The 18,805-nt window shown below is 66.0% G+C and carries 17 protein-coding genes and 3 pseudogenes; 7 read left to right on the forward strand and 13 right to left on the reverse strand.

Translation table 11 applies throughout. The features are described from left to right. Positions 1-3: 3 nt before the first annotated feature. From OG331_RS49920 to OG331_RS49930, 3 genes are all read right to left on the reverse strand, one after another. Positions 4-2,289 (reverse strand): bifunctional serine/threonine-protein kinase/ABC transporter substrate-binding protein, encoded by a 2,286-nt coding sequence (locus OG331_RS49920; RefSeq protein ID WP_406191160.1) that lies wholly within the window; start codon positions 2,287-2,289, stop codon positions 4-6. After that, positions 2,289-2,780: a hypothetical protein gene (locus tag OG331_RS49925; RefSeq protein ID WP_406191158.1), complete on the reverse strand. Its 492-nt coding sequence runs from the start codon at positions 2,778-2,780 to the stop codon at positions 2,289-2,291. The genes OG331_RS49920 and OG331_RS49925 overlap by 1 nt, the downstream gene beginning before the upstream one ends. A gap of 363 nt (positions 2,781-3,143) precedes the next feature. Next, positions 3,144-4,364 carry an ISAs1 family transposase gene (locus OG331_RS49930; protein ID WP_406191102.1) on the reverse strand — a complete coding sequence of 407 codons (1,221 nt, stop codon included), beginning with the start codon at positions 4,362-4,364 and terminating at the stop codon, positions 3,144-3,146. A 502-nt stretch (positions 4,365-4,866) separates the two neighbouring features. Between OG331_RS49930 and OG331_RS49935 the strand changes: the two genes are divergently transcribed. Together OG331_RS49935 and OG331_RS49940 are read left to right on the forward strand one after the other, a co-directional pair. After that, on the forward strand, positions 4,867-5,838 hold the full coding sequence (locus OG331_RS49935; RefSeq protein WP_406191156.1) for an endonuclease/exonuclease/phosphatase family protein: 972 nt from the start codon (positions 4,867-4,869) through the stop codon (positions 5,836-5,838). Between the two features lie 75 nt (positions 5,839-5,913). Next, a complete protein-coding gene (locus OG331_RS49940; protein ID WP_406210895.1) occupies positions 5,914-6,057 on the forward strand; it encodes a hypothetical protein in 144 nt (47 codons plus the stop codon). 209 nt (positions 6,058-6,266) lie between these two features. Here the strand turns inward: OG331_RS49940 and OG331_RS49945 are convergent. The 3 genes and pseudogenes from OG331_RS49945 to OG331_RS49955 all read right to left on the reverse strand — a co-directional run bounded on the left by OG331_RS49945 (position 6,267) and on the right by OG331_RS49955 (position 9,201). Further along, positions 6,267-6,927, reverse strand: a pseudogene (locus OG331_RS49945) (IS6 family transposase). Between the two features lie 184 nt (positions 6,928-7,111). Next, the gene (locus tag OG331_RS49950; protein ID WP_406210893.1) at positions 7,112-7,462 is read right to left on the reverse strand and encodes a hypothetical protein; all 351 of its coding nucleotides are present in this window, start codon (positions 7,460-7,462) and stop codon (positions 7,112-7,114) included. Positions 7,463-8,082: 620 nt separating this feature from the next. Next, positions 8,083-9,201 carry a hypothetical protein gene (locus OG331_RS49955; RefSeq protein WP_406191154.1) on the reverse strand — a complete coding sequence of 373 codons (1,119 nt, stop codon included), beginning with the start codon at positions 9,199-9,201 and terminating at the stop codon, positions 8,083-8,085. Between the two features lie 95 nt (positions 9,202-9,296). Here OG331_RS49955 and OG331_RS49960 point away from each other — a divergent pair, with 95 nt between their 5' ends. The 3 genes from OG331_RS49960 (at position 9,297) to OG331_RS49970 (ending at position 13,922) form a co-directional block, all read left to right on the forward strand. Beyond that, positions 9,297-9,545, forward strand: coding sequence for a transposase (locus OG331_RS49960; RefSeq protein WP_406191152.1), 249 nt, complete (start codon positions 9,297-9,299; stop codon positions 9,543-9,545). Between the two features lie 132 nt (positions 9,546-9,677). Then, positions 9,678-9,986 carry a transposase gene (locus OG331_RS49965; protein WP_406191150.1) on the forward strand — a complete coding sequence of 103 codons (309 nt, stop codon included), beginning with the start codon at positions 9,678-9,680 and terminating at the stop codon, positions 9,984-9,986. Positions 9,987-10,358: 372 nt separating this feature from the next. Then, positions 10,359-13,922: an Ig-like domain repeat protein gene (locus OG331_RS49970; protein WP_406209635.1), complete on the forward strand. Its 3,564-nt coding sequence runs from the start codon at positions 10,359-10,361 to the stop codon at positions 13,920-13,922. Positions 13,923-14,034: 112 nt separating this feature from the next. Here OG331_RS49970 and OG331_RS49975 read toward each other — a convergent pair whose 3' ends face one another. The 6 genes and pseudogenes from OG331_RS49975 to OG331_RS50000 all read right to left on the reverse strand — a co-directional run. Beyond that, on the reverse strand, positions 14,035-14,457 hold the full coding sequence (locus OG331_RS49975) for a type II toxin-antitoxin system VapC family toxin (RefSeq protein WP_406191148.1): 423 nt from the start codon (positions 14,455-14,457) through the stop codon (positions 14,035-14,037). Further along, entirely contained in the window at positions 14,454-14,684 is a 231-nt protein-coding gene (locus OG331_RS49980) for a FitA-like ribbon-helix-helix domain-containing protein (protein ID WP_128127157.1), read from the reverse strand. The genes OG331_RS49975 and OG331_RS49980 overlap by 4 nt, the downstream gene beginning before the upstream one ends. A 314-nt stretch (positions 14,685-14,998) precedes the next feature. Further along, positions 14,999-15,525, reverse strand: a pseudogene (locus OG331_RS49985) (transposase); the annotation flags it as partial. Further along, positions 15,464-15,760 (reverse strand): hypothetical protein, encoded by a 297-nt coding sequence (locus OG331_RS49990; RefSeq protein ID WP_406191146.1) that lies wholly within the window; start codon positions 15,758-15,760, stop codon positions 15,464-15,466. The pseudogene OG331_RS49985 and the gene OG331_RS49990, both read right to left, overlap by 62 nt. Positions 15,761-15,837: 77 nt before the next feature. Continuing rightward, entirely contained in the window at positions 15,838-16,272 is a 435-nt protein-coding gene (locus OG331_RS49995; RefSeq protein WP_406210847.1) for a group II intron maturase-specific domain-containing protein, read from the reverse strand. A 24-nt stretch (positions 16,273-16,296) separates the two neighbouring features. Next, positions 16,297-16,554, reverse strand: a pseudogene (locus OG331_RS50000) (transposase); the annotation flags it as partial. A 290-nt stretch (positions 16,555-16,844) separates the two neighbouring features. Between OG331_RS50000 and OG331_RS50005 the strand changes: the two are divergent. Then, positions 16,845-17,300 (forward strand): hypothetical protein, encoded by a 456-nt coding sequence (locus OG331_RS50005; RefSeq protein ID WP_406191144.1) that lies wholly within the window; start codon positions 16,845-16,847, stop codon positions 17,298-17,300. 128 nt (positions 17,301-17,428) lie between these two features. On the opposite strand, the gene OG331_RS50010 is transcribed toward OG331_RS50005, so the two are convergent. Beyond that, entirely contained in the window at positions 17,429-17,569 is a 141-nt protein-coding gene (locus tag OG331_RS50010; RefSeq protein ID WP_406191142.1) for a hypothetical protein, read from the reverse strand. A gap of 568 nt (positions 17,570-18,137) precedes the next feature. On the opposite strand from OG331_RS50010, the gene OG331_RS50015 reads away from it, so the two are divergent. Continuing rightward, the gene (locus OG331_RS50015) at positions 18,138-18,602 is read left to right on the forward strand and encodes a hypothetical protein (RefSeq protein WP_406191139.1); all 465 of its coding nucleotides are present in this window, start codon (positions 18,138-18,140) and stop codon (positions 18,600-18,602) included. Positions 18,603-18,805: the final 203 nt, after the last annotated feature.

Raw genomic sequence — 18,805 nt, forward strand, 5'->3', positions numbered from 1 at the left:
CCCTCAGTTGGACGAGGACTGGTAGGACGCGGCGCCCTGGTATACGAATCGGCCGCCGTCGACCTTCCACAGGTAGACCCCGCTGCCGTCGATGACCAGCGTCCCGGTCTTCTTGTCGAACGCCAGGTTTCTGCTGATGCCCTGATGTGTGGCCGAACGCAGCGCCGCCGTCAGGTTCTGCCGCGTGCGGCGAGCGGCCGTCAGCGAGCGAAGGGTCCTCACGGCCAGCTGCGCCACGTCGTACGCCTCAACGGCGTACCGCTCCGGTTCTGCGTCGAAATGCTTGCGGTAGGCGGCCGTGAACGCTTTCGCCGTGGGCGCAGCGACGGCGTCCATGACCGGGGCGACGATCACCCAGCCGTCGGCTGCGGCACTGGCCGCTGACAAAAACCGCGCGTCGAGCACCCCTTGGGCGCCGGCCCGGGCGCCGGAAAAGCCACGGCGGCTCAGTTCCCGGGCCATCAGCGCAGCACGGTCGTGCTGGCCGGCGAACACTACCGAATCCGCGCCGCCGTGCAGCAAGGCGTCCAGGACCGGTGCGAAGTCGGTGCGAAGAGCACTGACCACCTTCGGTACGGCGGGACGTCGCTGATCCCGCAGGATGTTGGCGAGAGTGCTGCTGATCTCCCATGCGTAAGCGTCTGCCGCCCGGTCGTCGACGATCCCGACCGTGCGTGACGTGGTGCCGCGCAGGTAGGCGTCGAGGTAGAACGAAAGGACCGTGTCTGTCACCCGGGCGTGCAGAAGGGTTCGGCTGCCCATCACGCCCAATGCGGTGGCGCCGGGCGACACTGCGATCAAGGGCAGCGCGGCCGCGTCGTACGTGGCCAGCGTAGTCAGGGCGGTGGCGTCCGTGGTGGGACCGATCACGGCCAGCACGGAACGGTCGGCGGCCATCTCCTTGGCCGCTTGCGGTGCCCTGGCCGAGTCACCACCGTCGTCCACCGTCTTCACGGCGAGTGTGAAGGGCTTGCTGGCACGGGCGTTGAACTGTTCAACCGCCAGTCGCAGCCCGCGCTCCTGGGCCCGGCCGACCGCCTTGTGATCACCGGTCAGGTCGCCGTGCAGGCCGAGGGTGTACACGGCGCCGGTGGCCGCCTGACCGGGGCTTTGGTTGTTGTCGCCGCGGCCGAGCGCCGCCCACGTGGCCAGCCCGCCCCCGGCTGCGACGACCGCCGCGCCCCCGGCCAGGAGAAGGCGGCGTCTGCTGACAGCGCGGTCGGACGACACGGCCATCTCGGCGTCTGCAGTTGGGTTGTCGAAAGGAGCGGGGGAGACCTCGGTGGCCTCGACCGAGGCCAGAGCGAGCCCCGCGGCCGACCGCTCAGCGATCAGCCGTATCAGCGGTTCAGGCAACCATGCCTCGTCAGCGCGGGCCTGCTCCTTCGCGTCGGGCAGCTGTCCCGGTTCGCCGGGAGCAGACTCCTCGGGCCTCATCGGAGGTGTCGCTCGAAGAGCCTCCCGCGGGTCGGGCCCCGGGGCCCATACCGTGGCGGCAAGGGCGTCGGCGAGTGTCTCGGCGGGTGGCCTCAGCTGTGGGTCCTTGTTCAGGCAGTTGCTCACCATCTCGGTGAGCTCCGGCGCAAGACCGTCGAGGTCCGGCACCTCGTGCACGGTGCGGTACAGCAGTGCCTCGAGCGACCCGTAACCGAACGGGGGCCGGCCGGTGGCCGAGAAGGCCAGGACACAGCCCAGCGAGAAGACGTCACCAGCCCGCCCCGGAGTCTGCCCTCCCGTCGCCTGCTCCGGTGGCAGGAAACCCGGCGTGCCCACTACCACGCCGGTCGAGGTGAGTGAGGTGTCCTGCGGATCGCGGGCCACACCGAAGTCGATCAGCCGTGGTCCGTCGAGCGCCAGTAGCACATTGGCAGGCTTGACATCGCGGTGCACAAGTCCGGCGGAGTGCAGCTCCTTAAGCGCCTCAGCGAGCCGCGCTCCCAGCACCTGCACACTGCGCACGGGCAGCGGCCCGTGCGCAGCGACGGCCTCGGCGAGTGAGGGGCCGGGAACGAAGGCGGTCGCGAGCCAAGGCTGGGCCGCCTCGGAGTCCGCGTCCACCACTGCGGCCACCCACGGGCCGGTCATCCGGCGGGCCGTGTCCGCCTCACGCCGAAAACGCTCCCGGAAAGAGCTATCCTCCGCGTACTCGGCTTGGATCACCTTCAGCGCGACCACGGCCGCACCGTCCGAGCGGGCCAGGTACACCACGCCCATGCCACCCGCGCCGAGCCGTCCGAGTAGCCGGTAGCCCGCCAGCCTGGCAGGGTCAGACGTGCGCAGCGGTTCCATCACTTCTCCCTCAGCTGCTGCTTGATGCGTTCCAACATCTGAGCGACGGCCCTGCTGCCAAGTTCGTTGAGTTCCTGCTCGGTGTTCCCGGCGCCGCCTGTGACCGAGACGGCCACGACGACCGTGCCAAGCCGGGCGACCATCCACCGGTACGGCTGTGCGTCACCGCCGTTCCCGACGAGCTCGCCGGCCTCGAGCACAGAGTCATCGGCGTATTGCTGCTCGCGGGCACCGAAGGGAGTGCCGAGCGACATCAGTCCTGTGATCCGTTCATCGGAGCGTCGTCCCTGCTCCGGGCAGCGCAACACCTCTTCGAGCGTTGTGCTCAGCTGCTCGTCCGCGCTGAGCACGGAAGCGTGCACAGTGGCCACGGCTGTCACCTCGACCGCACCCTTGCCTTTGCCGGCCGGCAGCAGGCTGTAGCGGGAGGTGCTCGCCAGAACTCCGGGCGAAAGCGCCTCCCGTTCCCAGCGGCAGCTCTTTTTCAGCACGGCCCAGGTCCCCGGGGCGCTTCGGGCAGGCGTCTGGGCGACAAAGCCGCGGCCCCAGTCGTCTGGGGTGAACACAACGGACTCCGCCAGGCGGCGTCCCTCCCTCGAAGTCCGGGGGACGAGGGAGTCGTCGGGCGTGAAGACGGGAGGCGAGGCGGGCGAGTTGTCCGACTGGGCCGGTCTAGCCGTTGATGAAGCCCCAGTCGAAGGCGATTCGCTTCGCTGGGGCACCCCATCGGGGCCTCGCTGAACCGAGCACCCAGTGGCTGCCAGCCCCACAACGAGCAGTGTCGCCCAAACGCCCCGCAGCCTATGGACGTTGCCTGTCACTCAGTCCCCTCGACCCGTTTCGTCAGGGCTTGATCAAGTTCCGTAGGTGTCGCGGTTGTTGATGATGCCCAGGATCGGGAGTGCTCGTTCGGGTTCGTCGCGGATGGCCCGGGTGGTCTTGGCGATGTTGTTGGCTCCGAGGACCTTCAGCACGCCGATGGCGAGGTTGCGGAAGGTCGCCATGGCCCGGGGCGCGGTCCCGGTGTGGACGGTGGAGGCGTCCTCGGCGAAGGTGACGTCTCTGATGTGGTGCGAGGAGTTCTCCACTCCCCAGTGCCCGCGAATCGCGGCGGCCAGGTCGGCCGGGCAGGCCTGGTGGGCGTCCAGGCTGGTCACGGCGTAGACGCTCTCACGACTCTCGCGCCGGCCGGTGAGCTTGCGGCGGCGGTGGATGCGGATGGCCAGGCGGGCGTGGGGAAACGGGATTCCGCCGAGTTCGTCGGCGATTCCGCAGGTTTTGATCGAGCGGGACTCCCGCCGGCCGTGCCCGGTCCCGGAGGCGGTGTGCTGGACGGCGATGTCCCGCCAGGGCAGGGCCGCCAGCCGGCGGTGGGCGGTCGGCTGGTTGGTCTTGATCACGGCGATGTAGTGCGCCTTCTTCGTCTCGACAAGCCAGGAAACGTTCGCCTTGACCGAGTGCAGCGCGTCGAAGGTGACGACAGTGCCGGCCAGGTCCAGCGGCTCCAGCAGCGGGCGGAAGTGGGTGGTCTCGTTCGTCTTCGCGCCGACCTCCACCTGGCCGAGGGTCACGACTGGGCCGTGGGTGACCACCGACAGCAGGTGCCGGCGTGCCGAGGTGAGACGGGCCGAACCCTTGAGCGCTTTGCCGTCAAGGGCAAGGACGCGCAGCCGCCCGGGCGCGGGTGCCGCCGGCTGCCCCGTGGCCCTGGTCGCGGTGCCGGTGACGGCGTGGTGCCGGTCGGTCAGGTAGGCGCCCACCGCCCGGTCCAGGGCATCACCGTCCACGGCGCCCAGCACGCGCCCGATCGTCACGGGCGAGGGGGTGCGCCGCCACCCGAGCAGATGACGGCGGATACCCAGGGCCGCCAGTAGCCTGCCCGAGGCCCTCGCACCCCATTCGGCGAGCTCGTCGATGCTCTTCGCTCCCGAGACGACCGCGCAGGCACACACCAGCAGGATCGACGTCAGCGAGTACCACCGGCCCCGCCGCGAGCGTGGGTCGGGGATGGAGTCGAAGTAGGGACGCAGGTCGGCGACCTGGCCGACGTCCAGCGACCCCAGATTCCCCAGCACGGCAGGGATCGGAGAAGATACAGCGGCAGGCACGGGCCACCTCATGATCATCGGGCGTAAGACACCACAATGATCACGAAGCCCGTGCCTGCACTGCTATCTACCCCTCACGCAACAACTGCCGCGAGCATGGAACTTGAAGCCGCCCTGCCGTTTCGTGCCTACCGAGTCGGAGCCTAGACACCAGGTAAGTACCGTGCCAGAGTCTGCCGAATGACTGCCCGAAGGGGCAACGCTCCTGCTGGAGCGCGACGTTGCAGTGGGGGAATACCGTTTGGTCGCAAGGGACGGCCCTGGAGCCTGCCGCTGCATGACCAAGAGCCCGGAACGCACAGGCGCCGCCGCATGTAATACCGACCCCAAGAGATCCTCGAACGCCTCGCCGGCCAGCTGAAAGAATTCCTGACTCAGAAGACCAGGCTGGGCCGTCGCAGTGTTCCCGTAGTTCATTGCGTAATGCCACGGATACGGAGCCGTGCCGTACTTGACGTATCGTGCTCCGATGCGGTTTGCGACCTTCAATGTGCTGCACGGCCGGACGCTCCAGGAGGGCAAGCCTGTTTCCGTCCCGTCCTCGGATGTCGGGCTTGCGCTGGCTGAGGCCGTCGCGTCGCTGGGTGCCGACGTCTTGGCGCTGCAGGAGGTCGACCGCCTCCAACAACGGTCTGGTTTCGTGGATCAGGCGCGCGTCGCGGCCCAAGCAGTAGGGGCATGGGATTGGCGGTATGCGTCGGCGGTCCATGGAAGGGCGGTGCCTGGCAAGGGGTGGATGCTCGACCCAGCCGAGGCGGGGCTGCGGGTGTACGGCCTGCAGGATGCGGCGGCACAGGGGGAGATTCCCTCGCACGGCATCGCGTTGCTGTCTAGACTTCCCGTGCGGGAATGGAGGGCCAGGCGGTTCACCCCGGCTCCCTTCGGCCTGCCGCTGCGCGTGGCTGGGAGGCCCGGACTGACCCTGGTCCGCGACCAGCCGCGCCCTGCTCTTGCCGCCGTGATAGCAGGTAGGCAGGAGCTGTTCACGGTGGTGGCGGTTCATCTTTCGTTCGTCCCTGGGTGGAACATCCGGCAGTTGCTCGCGATCCGCGACTGGATCGCCGACCTGCCTCGGCCGTACATCCTGCTGGGTGACTTCAACCTGATCGGCCCGGTCCCCAGGGTCGTGCTCAGTGCGGCCGAGTTCGTCGCCCCTGTGACTGCTCGGGCGTGGCGAGGGCGGCTCGGCGGGCAGGAGGGGGCGGCGCTGTGCGCCGGGTCGTGCCCGCTTGGCGGGGTTGTCGCGCAGCCCATTCGGCCATCGATGCTGGGTGGCTGGCGGGACCTGGCCCGAGTTGCGACGTATCCCTCGCACCGTCCTGTGGTGCAATTCGACCACGTGCTCGCGGCGGGGACATGCCGGTGCATCCCGGTCGGCACAGGCGCGCCGCAGATGCCGGTGTCGGATCACCGGCCTGTTGTCATTGATCTGCTGTGGTGATTTTTTCATGGCCCGCAGGTGGAAGCGGGAGTCATCCCTGGATTGTCTGGCCGTGTGAGGCCGAGGGGAGAGGTTGTGGCTGAGGAGAGGCTTCACCAAGAGCACGACTACGACGAGGCCACTCAGAAGTACGTCGAACGCCGCACCAGCGAAGGCAAGTCGAAGATGGAGATCATCCGTTGTCTCAAGCGGTACGTCGCCCGCGAGGGCTACTTCTGATCAGGCAGGACAGCACCCCGAACAGGTCGGTCCAGAGGGGTTGACATTCAGGAGAGCGTCGACGGCTACCATCACGACGCTCTGCTCTTTTGTCGGCAGGAGGCCGAACCACCGCTCGACCTGGTTGAGCCAGGGGGTGCTGTCACGTTGCCGGAGGCGTGGTCGTCTGAGGATGCATCAGGACGTGCCAGGCCGGGGTGGTCTGTTATTCAGGCCGTGACGGGCAGGCTGGTGTTGCCGGTGGTCATGAGGTGGCGTCCGGGCCGGAAGAGGGGTGAGATCCCGGCGAACGCGGACAGGAACCGCATGCGTCCCGCCGGCCGAGCGGAACCCTCATCGCGCGTTCACGCTGCCTCGTCGGTTGGTGGGAGTTCTCCGCGCGGTTGTTCAGTCCCTCGGTGGAGCGATGCTCCACCGAGGGCGTTGCCTCTCGGTGGGCGGCACTGCTAGGAACGGAGCTTGTCCGTGACGATCACCCGGGGCACCGACCCGGTCTTCTTGATCAGCTGGCTGGAGAAACGCTGGCCGCAGCCTTGTCACGACAGGCCTGCACGAGGATGTCGAGGACGTTGCCGTCGGCGTCGACGGCCCGCCACAGGTACTTCTCACCGTTGACTTGAGGAAGACCTCGCCGAGATACCACTTGTCACCAGGCCGTGGACGCCTGCGGCGCAGGCTGTTGGCGTAGCCTGGCCGAACTTCAGACACCACCGGCGGACCGTCTCGTAGGAGACCACCACGCCGCGGCCCAGCATCAGCTCCTCGACCTCGCGGAAGCTGAGCGGGGAACCGGAAATACAGCCACACGCAGAGCGAGATGACCTCCACCGGGTACCAATGGCCCTTGTACGACGGTGAAGTGGCCGACACGAACAAGCCCTCCCCAGCGTGATCAACCTGAAGTTCATCCCACCCCACGGCCAAGGTGACAGCACCGTTGGAGGCGATGGCGCGACGAGTGTGGTCGGATCCCGCCAAACACCACCCCGACGGCCGCGGATTTCCCGCCATGTGCGGGGCCCGACGGCGCCGTGCAGCTGTCTCGCAGAACGGTTCACTGCTCGGTGAGCGGGAGTCCGAGGACCCCGCAGTCGTGTCCGACGATCACGTCGGAACCAGCAGTGGCCAGGGAGGTGACCGCCACGTCCAGGGCGATGTGCCGCAGCGTATCGGTCTTCGGTTCCCATATCCGCAGGCCCCGCCCCTGATTGCTGCCGATGACGAGGACTGTGCGCCCGCCATGGAGTGTGGTGGCAGTCATGGTGGTGAGGAGGCTGCCGGTGATGTCGGCGGGGAGTCCGTCGCCGACGGGGGCACCAGTTGAGGGGTCCCACAGCATGACTACGCCGTTGCGGTCTCCGGTGGCCAGCAAGGTACGGCCCTGCACGGGCACAGCCACCACCACTGCCACACGGTGGCCGATGGCTGCGAGTACACGGTGGCTGAGAGGGACGGCCGCGCCTGACTCCCAGGGATCGTCGACGGCCGGATCCCACACATGAACGCCGCCCTGTGCGTCCGAGGCCGCGATCAAGGTATGACCGGCAGAGATTGGAATGGTGGCGATCGATGCGATCGGATGAGCATGGGGGTTGAGGCGTGCAATCGATTCACCCGTGGCCGGATCACGCAACCGGACCGCGCCTCGGGGGGTGGCTGTGACGAGTAGGGTCCGGCCGTCCGGCATGGTCGCGGTACACATCCCGCTCACTCCGCCGAGCCAGTTTCCCTCCGGTTCGCGGATCGGCCGCCCTCTGACCGGGTCCCACAGGGCGATCGTCCCGCTGTCGCCTCCACTGGCCAGGACGGTGTGCCCGTTGGGCATGGGCAGGACGGTCATTGACGAGATACGGTCAGGGTGTCTGGGCAGCAGGCCATGGACGAGTCGGCCGTCGGCCACATCCCACAGGCACACCCTGCCGCTGTCCCCAGCGCCAGCCACAAGCGTGGGGCGGCCGGGCCGGGTGATGACCGCCAGCGCGTTGACGCCGTCAGGTGAACCGGGCGGGGCATCGGTAAAGGGTGTTACGTCGCCCCATGGTGTGCCGTCGGCCGCGAGTAGAGCGCTCCCCTCCCGCCGGAGCCGGGTCGTTGCTTCACCGGCTGGGTCGGCGCGAGTAGAGCGCTCCCCTCCCGCCGGAGCCGGGTCGTTGCTTCACCGGCTGGGTCGGCCACCGACCCCACCGGGGTGGCCGGCCCATCGGCGGCTGTCCGCACCTGCACGTCATGACTCTGGCGCCGCGCACCGTCCGGGTCTTCCACCAAGCCGTCGACGATCGTCCATGTCTGCTCGCAGTCCGGGCAACGAAAGTATCCCGTCAGCAGCGTCAGTTTCCGGGCCCATTCCCTCCCCGCCCACGTCGGGGTGCCCTTGGCCGCGACCATGCCGGCGACCAGACTCAGGACGGCCTGTCCGGGCGTTTGGGCGGGTACTCCTGCCACCGCGACGGCACGTGCCACCCGTAGGAAGGGCTCCCACCCTTCCCCGAGTGCCTCTTCATGCAATACTGCGGCGACTTCACCCCAGGGATGCTCTCCCTCACGGACTTGGGCGGGATCAGGCAGCCGGGGGGCCTCGAAGGGGGGACGCACCGGGTCCACGAAGAACTCGGGGATCTCCGTGTCGATGCCGCAGCCGGGGCACAACAGCATGACGTGACTTTCCCGGGAATCGAAGAACTGCCACAGCGTTGCGGCAGCGTGATGACCGGCGAAGGCGACACAGCTGAGTGCAAGACTGGCGCAGAGCGTTGCAGGAGTGCCAGGGGTAAGGAAGCTCCGGGCAGCCGCCCGCTCGGCCAGGCGGAGTGCGGCGATGAACCCCGCCTCGAGATCGGCAGGGACAGGAGGTCTGTCCTCCGCGGTCACGATGAGCCCCATGTCCACCCAGAAATCCGCGGACTGCCCCGGAGGCAACGCCGCTGCCGCCTCGACGAGATGAGGCAGGGCCGCATAGGCCCCGTTGGAGACGGTTCCCTGGTGTATCAGGCCGTCGGCCACGAAACTCCAGGTCTTACTCCATGCCTCGTTGGTATCGGAGGCAGTAGTGGAGGCCATCTCCTCCAGAAGTACCTTCACTTCCTCGACTGCTACACCGTCAAGGTCACGCCAACGCGGGCTGGTCAAAGTTAGCTTCGGAATCATGTGGTAAGGCTCGCACAACAGTGGTGGTGGTCAGGGAGTGTGGGGTCCGGCAGCCTGTGCCTGCGGGCGAGTCCACACCGCCGCCCGGCCGGAGGGTGCCAGGACGGGCCGGGCGGAGTACGGGCCGAACCTGCGGGCCTACGCCGCCTACCTGGGAAGCCAAGTGCTACCTGCACGTCCACTGCACCGGGGCGGTCGCCGTCTACGACCGCTACCACAACTACGACGGCACCCAACTGGGCAGCCTGAACCACCAGCTGTGCCTGGCGCACGTCCTGCGTGGCCTCGCGTCAGCGGCCGAGCTCTACCTCGACGACACCTGGCCCACCCAGCTCGCCGGCTAACTGCGGGAACTGATCCACCGTGCCAACCAGGCCCGCACGCGCGGCGAGATCGCGCTGCCCCAGTGGATCAAGGACCTATGCGTACGCGGCCTGCGGGCCGCTGTGCGGATTGGCCTGGGGCACACCGAGCACATGGATGATCACCGGCCCGGCGTCCGCAAGGCCCGCCTGCCGCTGAAAGCCTTCCACCAGCGCGAGGACGACTTCTTGCGCTTCACCACTGACCTCAGGATCCCGCCCACCTCCAACCAGGCAGAACGCGACCTGCGACTGGCCAAGATCCAGGAGAAGGTCTCCGGCTGGCTCCCTAACCCCGACCGGGCCAGGGACCGCTACCTCATGCGCGGCGTGCTCCACCGTGGTCAAGCACGCGGTCAACCCCCTCACCGTGCTCCGCGACGCCTTCACCGGAACTACCTGGCTCCCGCAGCCCACGCCTGACACCCCGCCAGCCGACAACCACCACGGTCACCGGCCGTCACCCCGCACCTGAGACCGTCACGCAACGCGACTGCGGTGGATGCTTACACGGCCGAGTCCGACTCGAGCTCCTTCAAATCTGGACCTCCTCAGAACGGGACCATACCCCCATGAAGATCGGCGACGGATTCTGCTCATGCATACGCCGGCAACAGGCTCGACTTGGCCCAGAAACTTGCCCAATAGGGAAGGGCGGTGATTTATCTGTGGTTTATGTTGAATACGTCAGTGTTGTTCTTGGCGCTCCGTCGACACTGGTCAGGCGGCTTGCCTTGCGTCATTTGGAGCAGCTGGTCGCGCGGCTGATTTTTCACGAGAATTGGCAAGTTGTTCATGCGATCAAAGAAGATCCTTCCCCTGTGCCAAATGATTCGTGCGGTGAATTTCCCGCACTTCATCTCTTCGTGGCTGACTGCCGCGATAGTTGTCGCGGCAGCCACGCTTTCCTTGATCGTCGTAGCGTCTCCGGCCGAAGCTGAATCCTTCACTACCAGCAATCCGGATGAAACGACTCTAAGCGCGACCGCGGAAAGTTTGGCGGGGGAGATCAAGGTCACCGTGTCGGCAGGTTATTTGCACCCTTGGTATGGCGGTCCTGGCAGCGTCAGCAGATATGCGTCAGTGGAGAGCGATGGTCAACAGATTTTGGTTGACATGGGCACACCGGAAAGTGGTGGCAGTAGCTACTCCTTCGGGCTCAGAGGTTCCGGGATTTTGAAGGACATGTCAGCCGATTCCCATGAAATCACCGTGCGATGGTCATATACGGGCGGGCATCTTTGCCCGTGTGTTTCGCCCATGGAATTGACTTTCACTGCTAAAGCAGGCCCCAAGTATCCAATACTGAATATATCCCCAAATTCTGCCTCGGTGGGCGAGGAATCTATCTACACCGCCACCTTCCCGAATAGCGATCAAATGCCGACGGGGCGTGTTTTCTTCTCGACATCGGATAGTGTCGAGGGGTCCTTCGCGAGTGCCTCTATTGCTTCTGACGGGAAAGCTTCGGTGGCGTCGAAAGCATTGAGTGGCAGCGCCGGAAATGTGAAGGTATGGGCAATCTTCCTAGGTGACGCGAGCCACCCGATGTCGACATCTGTCCCGATGCCACTGACGGTGGGATCAGTAAATCCGTTGTCAGTCACCACTAGCGGGCTGCCAGGCGCCACTGTGGGGAGCGAGTACCGTCATGAACTCACCGGGTCGGGAGGCTCTGGGCACTACACATTTTCTGTGTCGGGTCTGCCGGAGGGGATGACGTTCAGTGAATCGGGGGAGATCACCGGAACCCCGGTGGAGAGGGCTGACGCGAGTGTGACGGTGAAGGTGACGGATGCGCAGGAGCCGGCGCGGACGGCGTCGAAGACGTTGAATTTGCGTGTGGCGGGTGCTGCCAGTAAGGCAGCGGTTACGGTGTCCCGCGTCACGGCTGCAGGGGACGTGGTCGGTTCTGATGGTCGGGTCACGATCGACAAGGGACAGAGAATCAGGGTTGATGCGGACGTCACGGACAGTGAGGGGAAACCTCTTGGCGGGACGGTGAGTTTCCGTGCGGTCAATGATGACGACAGGACGGCGTCACCTGACCTGGGGACTGTCACATTGGACGGCGACGGACACGCCTCGGTGACGAAGGACATCACGGAAATCGGTTCGTTCAAAGTCGTCGTCTCCTACAGCGGTGATCGCACCCACGAGCCGTCGGTGTCGGATCCGGTGCCGTTGACGGTGCACTCTCTGCCGGTGATCACGACGGGATCGTTGCCGTCCGCCCGGTTCGGTTCCCCGTACTCCCAGCAGCTCACCGCCGGGGGCGGCACGCCGCCCTACACGTGGCGTCTGGTCGAGGGCACCTCGCTTGCGGCGGGACTGGAGCTGAATGAGTCCACCGGCGTCATCTCCGGAACCCCGACCGCCGTCGGAACCGACTTCTCGACGACGTTCATGGTCACCGACTCCCTCGGCGGTTCCGACCCCCGACCGGGGGCAGGAACCCGCCAGATACTGTTCAACGTCGGCCTGGCCGAGACGCAGGTCGTGCTGGAGCCGTCCCGGAGCCCGGCTGTCGCCGGCCAGAAGTTGACTGTTACGGCCCATGTGACGGAGAAGAACGGCGGGACCGCCGTCCCGACCGGCACCATCAACTTCGCCACAAGCGCCGACGGTGTCGACTTCACGTTCCTCGACCCCATCGCCGTGGACAGCCACGGCATGGCCGAAATCTCCTACACCCCCGGCAAGACGCCGTACACGATGTTCGAGGCCCGCTACAACGGCGACACCAACAACTTCCCCTCGGACACGGCCCGTCTGACGGTCAAGACTGTGCCCGCACTGGACGTCACCTGGGCAGACCTACCGGCCGGCACCGCAGGCCAGTCCTACCCGGACACCAAGGTGGCCTCACCCAGCGGCGGCAGCCCCAACCCCGACGGCACCACCTCCTACACCTACAGCCTCGCCACCGGCACACTGCCCCCAGGCCTCACCCTCGACAAGACCACCGGCATCATCTCCGGCACCCCCACCACCACCGGGGAGAGCACCTTCACCCTCACCGTCAGCAGTAACGGATCGCCCCAACAGTCCGCACCCAAGGACTACGAGCTGCTCATAAACGGCACCGTGACCACGTTGTCGGCCTCGCAGAACCCGGCCATCGCCGGCCGGGAAATCAACCTTGTCGCCCAGGTCACGACCACCGGCGCTCACCCACCGACCGGCACCGTCACCTTCGCCTACACCGAAGACCCTGATGGCGCCGGGCCGCAGACGGCCCTGATCGGCACGGCCACCCCGGACGCCGCCGGTCTCGCGAAACTGCCCGTCACCCTCGCAGCGGGAACCCACCTCATCACCGCCTCCTATGACGGCGACCCGGAAAACCCGCCCGGCGCTCCAGCCGCCACACTTTCCCAGATCATCGTCCCAGCACTGGACGTCACCTGGGCAGACCTACCGGCCGGCACCGTCGGCCAGTCCTACCCGGACACCAAGGTGGCCTCACCCAGCGGCGGCAGCCCCAACCCCGACGGCACCACCTCCTACACCTACAGCCTCGCCACCGGCACACTGGCCCCAGGCCTCACCCTCGACAAGACCACCGGAAAGATCTCCGGCACCCCCACCGCCGCCGGCACCACCTCCTTCGCGCTCCTGGTAAGCGACAACGGGACAGGAGCAATGCAGCAGCAGTCCGCACCGCACCAGGTCTCGATCACAGTGGACAAGGCCACCACCAGCACCAAGATCTCCAGCTCGGCGAACCCGGCAGGACCCAGCCAGAAGATCACCCTGACCGCCACGGTCACCGGCACGAGCCCGACCGGGAGGGTGACGTTCAAGGACGGCACCACCACGATCGGCACCATCCCACTCAACAACAGAGGCCAGGCCAGCCTCCTCAAGACCCTGACCCGCGGCGAGCACAAGATCACCGCCGTCTACTCCGGTGACAGCCGCAACACCGGCTCCACCGCCGACGCCTTCACCCAGCGGGTAGTGCGCTCGGACGTGAAAACCACCCTCACCGCCAACCCCACCAGCCTCACCTCCGGCGGCAGCCTCACCTACACCCTGACCGTCACCAACAACGGACCCGACACCGCCCACGCCGTCCAGGCCGGCCTCAACCCCGCACCCGGTATCACCATCAAGAACACCGACCGGCAGACCACCGGCACCCCCACCACCATCAACGGCACCACCTACCCCACCGCCTGGAATCTCAGCGACCTCACCCCCAGGCAAACCATCACCATCACCATCAAAGCAACCGCCACCGGCAAGGCCAAAACCAAACTGACCACCACCGCGACCGCCGCCCCAGCCAACCCCCAAACCGACACCACAACCACCAACAACACCAGCAAAACCACCATCACCATCAAGAAATAGGGGGCGTGAATCAACGGCCCTGTCGGGAGTGTCATGAATTACGCTTTACAGACCCGCCGTTGATTGGACAGACCCATCGAGGCTAACCCCTGCATGTTGGTGTCGCTGGGGGTCAGGTGCTGGAGGCCGCGAAGGTCTCAATGGTGCAGCGCGCTGCCCCGCTGCGCTCGATTCTGGCGTCGCTGGTGATCAACGGAACGCCGAGGCTCTCGGCGAGGGCCACGTAATGCGCGTCGTAGACGGAGAGGTTTTTCGACAGCTGGCGTACGCGCTGCCACAGGACCAGCGTTGGGTGCAGTTCGAGAGCGAGGGCCTGGTAGTCGGTGATCGCCTTCAGTACCTCCTTTTCCGTGATCTTTGGCTTGCCCCCTCGCCGGCCGCGGGCCAGCCCGAAGGCGGCCGAGGTGATTTCGTAGTCCAGCAGGCCCGGCGCTGCGAGAGTGTCGGCGCGGCCCAAGCGCTCACGGATCGCGGTTCCGGTCTTGCCGTGGTCGAGGAGGAAGTGCACAAGGCTTGAGCAGTCAACGACGATCAACGTCGATCCCGCCCGTCCTCGATGGCGTCGAGGATGTCGGTCGTACTGAGCTCGGTGCGGGTTTCACGCTCCAGGCGTGTGGCCATCTCCGCGAGGGTGGGCTTGGCAGCTTCCCGGGAGAGCAGGTCTAGGGTGTACGCCTGCAACGACTTGCCCGCCTGTGCGGCGCGGACCTTCAGAGCGTTGACTGTGTCGTCCGGGACATCCCGGATCGTGATCGCGGTCATGCCGACATTTTAGCAGCAGTGCAGGCGATATGCAGCAAGGTGCTGCGAGGCTGATCCTTTGGGGGCGTTGTCAGACATCTCTTCTTTTTCTCGTGTCAAGCGGACGTGGGTTGAGGTTGGGCGTGGTGGGCCCAGGCGGTGGCTTCGTCGTAGTGGGTGTGGGTCTTGAGGCAGCCGTGGAGGATGCCGACGAGGCGGTTGCCGACTTGTCGCAAGGGGCGTTGTCACGGCGTTGTCACATTGTCGGCGGCACGATCGGTTGACGATGCGTCTGGATGTGTTGGGCCGGGAGGGCGCCGTTGTTCAGGCTGTGGTGGCAGGCTCGTGACGCTGGTGATGTGGTTCCAGATGATGAAGCGGATGATCATCTCGAAGCGGTAACGGCCGGCTGTCATGAGGTGGCGGTGGGGGGCGGAAGTGGGGTGAGATCCCGGTGAACGCGGACAGGAACCGTTGTGATGATCCGACGGACCGGAATCCTTTCATCGCGCGTCGCTCTGCCTCGTCGGCTGGTGGGAGTTCTCCGCCCGGTTGTTCAGTCCTTTTGTGGGAACCATGCTCGACCGAGGGCATCACTCACGGTGAGTCGCGCCGTGACAACCACCCTCGGCACCTGCCCAGTGGTAGTGAGGAGCCGGCGGAAGAAACGCCCGGCCGCAGCCTTGTCACGCCGGTTCTGGACGAGGATGTCCAGGACCATCCCGTCCTGGTCGACGGCCCGCCACAGGTACTTCCGCTCGCCGTTGATCTTGATGAAGACCTCGTCCAAGTGTCACGTGTCACCGGGCTGCGGGCGCCGCCGGCGCAGGCTGTTGGCGTAGACCTGGCCGAACTTCAGACATCAGCGGCGCATAGGCGTCGATCGGATCGGACTTGCCGATCCTGCGACGCTCGGCCTTGTCTGGCCGGTTGACCTCGACCACGGTCAGACCGGCCTCGCGGGCCGGGTGCGTAAACCCCGATCCGTAGGAAGACGTGCCCTCCACGCCGACGGCGGCAACGGTGCCGTGAGCAGCCAGGAAAGCCAGGGGGGGTGCCTGTTGAGTCGGCACGGAGCGCGGTGCCGGTGTTGCCACCGGTCCGTTTCTCCGTGCCGCTCGCCGAACCCGGCGTACCCGTCTCCGAGTACCGGGCTCTCCACGGACTCTGCCGTTCAGGCGTGGTTGGGGCGGGTCCAGGGGTTGGGGATCGTGTTGCCTCTGTAGCGGTAGCGGGTGACCGCCACCGCTTGGAGGTCGAACAGTTCGATCCCGTCTGCCGAGGGCCTTTGCCACCGTCCGGTGTGGTCGGTGAGGCGTCGGCGGACGTCCTTCCACTTCCAGCGGTGCAGTGCCATCCACCAGCTGATCACCCGGTGCCAGGTGAAACTGGCCAGGGAACTCAGGGTGGCTTTGCAGACTGCGTGCTTGAAGTAGTTGGCCCAACCGCGCATGATCTGGTTGAGCCTGATCAGCACGTCCCTGGGGTTCTGCTGCGACGTTCTGTTCGTCAGGGCGCGGATCTTGTCCTTCAGCTGCCGGATGGGCCGGTCAGCGATGAAGGTGTAGACGTGCCACTTGTCCGTTCCCCGCTTGCGGCGCCACTGGATGCGGAACCCAAGGAAGTCGAACCCGAGGTAGGCGACCTGGCAGCCCGCGTCGCGGGCGACGGTCAGAGGCAGGGCGCCGATGGAGGCGGGCTGGTCCACGATCACCAGGACGGTGCCGAACTTCGCGGTGAGCTTGTCGAAGACGGCCCGAAGCTTCGGCTCGCTGTTGGGCAGTTGCTTGTCGAAGACCTTCTTCCCGGCCGGGGTCAGGCCGTGCCCGTGGTGAGCGGTCTTGCCGACGTCCAGGCCGAGGAACACACCCACGTCTTCGGTGTCGAACATGACGCCCCTCCCAGGGTGTTGAACGTGCCGGCCTCGGCGTCGGTGTCGTACTCGCGCATCCACGTTATGCAGACCTGCCATCCGCGAGCTGTACGGCGTTGCGCCGGACCGGGTGGCGGCCGGACCTCTGATCAGCGTCTCCGACGGCACCTCCCGGGCCCGGTGACACCACCCCCCAGGTCATCGACTTCGACAGGGGGCAACAGTCATGCCGGGCCCGGAGGCCAGCGGCCCTCTTGCAGGACCGCGAAAAACATAACGGGGCCGGCGCTGCTGTAGGCGATGGTGTGGTGGTCCCAGTCGATGAAGGCCGTCACTGCGGTTGTCGACTCTGCGCCTGTGACGAAGCGGACAACGCCCAGCGCATCACCTATTGGCTCGCCCCCGACCGTCGTGTCGTTCCGCTCACCGTCTTCCGCGAGACGAAGATGCGCGAGACCGCGGAGGTGGCCCGCGCTCACGCCGCCCAGGCCGCATGCGAGGCCAGCCATGCGCCGGCACCGAACACGACCTTTACAGCCGCCCGATGGAGGAACTGCCACAAACACGCTGAGTGGAAGACCCGCCGCCACCGCAAGCTCCTCGGCGAAGCAGTGGAGGAGAACACCCAGTACGACCGCCTGTATGAGGAGGCCGAACTGGCCCATGACCTTGGTCAGCTGGTCTACGACCGGCGCACAGCCCTGGGCCTGTCCCAGGAACCGTACCCACCATCCCGCTCCTGCGATGCCTGCACGCGCCCTTGACGCCGACCTGACCATCGATCTCACCCCACATCATCAAGCGGCCTGAGCAGCGCCTGGCGGTTGTCGGCATCAGGGGCGGGCCCGCCGAGCAGTCCGGCGAGTTCCTGCTGGTCCGACTCACGCGGCCTTCAGCGCTCGGGTTGCTCGAGCCTGGTGACACTCGGATTGAGGGTGAGGGCCCGGGGCTGGGCAGCCGAGGCGAGGGCGTACTCCAGCACGGTGAGGACCAGGTCGGCGTCCGCCTTGTGGGAGGTCTCCCAGGCGACCACGCGGCGGGAGGCGTCGCGGATCGCTGACAGCCACAGTGGCCCTCGTGGGTGGGGATCAGAGCTTCCTCCGCCATCCGGGCAGCCAACCGGCAACTCGCGGGTAGGGGCGGATATACGGACCGCCGCATCCGACACTGGCGACTGCGCCGGATGAGTAGTCGCAGACTCTCCGCGGCCAGGGCCGCCCGCGGAGCGCGGACAACGGTCACACCACGGGCAAGATCACGATCTACAGCTGAAGGGTCAGGTGCAGGGCATCTTGCGCGTTGACGCGGTCGTACACGTTCTGACGGATAGTCATAAAGGGTCAACGTTAGACTGTTTGCCTGTCATATGTCAAGGATTAAAGGAACTTACGGTCCAAACAGGCAGTATCGACGATTTGGTCGGTACTGGAAGGGCACGAGCCGTCCAGGGCCCTTGTGCCCCAATGGATTAGTGCCATGCTGTGTCCCGCGTGGATCAAATACCGCACTGCAGCGGTTCGATGGGCTTGGGCTGCCCGGTTGGCAGCACGGAATCAACTATTTGCCAGCCATGAGTTGTCCATTTACGAGAGGGGCCTGCCGTGGGGTTGGTCAAGTCGGGGCTTGTCGCAGGTCTGGCAAGCATGCTTCTGACTGCTGTAGCAGCAACACAACCCGCGTACGCGTCTTATAACTACACCACCACAATCAACGTATTCAACTGCACTCCCTACAAGTTCAATCTCGCAAACACGTCGTACAGCGGTGCCATGGTGAAGGCGCCGCCGAAGCAAATTTGGTGGCCGGGCGACTGCACCGACAGCTGGTACGTCGGCACGTGGACGACGGCGACTGGTGGTCTCATCACCAGCTCTGACGTCTACTACGACATGGTCGATAATGACGGCACGCACAGGGGGCGTATCGGATTTGCTGCCACTACGGGGTGGGGGTTGCCGAATTATGTCCACGGAAATTGCATGGAGTCTTCACCTGTGCTGCAGTGCAGGTGGAACACCTACCTCAGTGGCGGTGCGGGAGTTGTGAACTTCTATGTGTCGTACTGATCTTTAGGGCTGCCCTTGACGATCTGCCTGAGTGGGCATTCGAGCGATATGGGGACTTTGTATGCCGCGCGTTGGCAGGGCGGTTGCAAGTTCCGGGGACGTACGGCTGGTCGGGTTGTGACCGGTTGGGGTGTATGGCAGGGCTCTTGCAAGGTCGGTTTGATCTTGTGATTGTGCTGGGACCGGGGGGCCGAAGCTCCGTT

The sequence above is a fragment of the Streptomyces sp. NBC_01017 genome (assembly GCF_045162795.1).
Taxonomy (GTDB): Bacteria; Actinomycetota; Actinomycetes; order Streptomycetales; family Streptomycetaceae; genus Streptomyces; species Streptomyces machairae.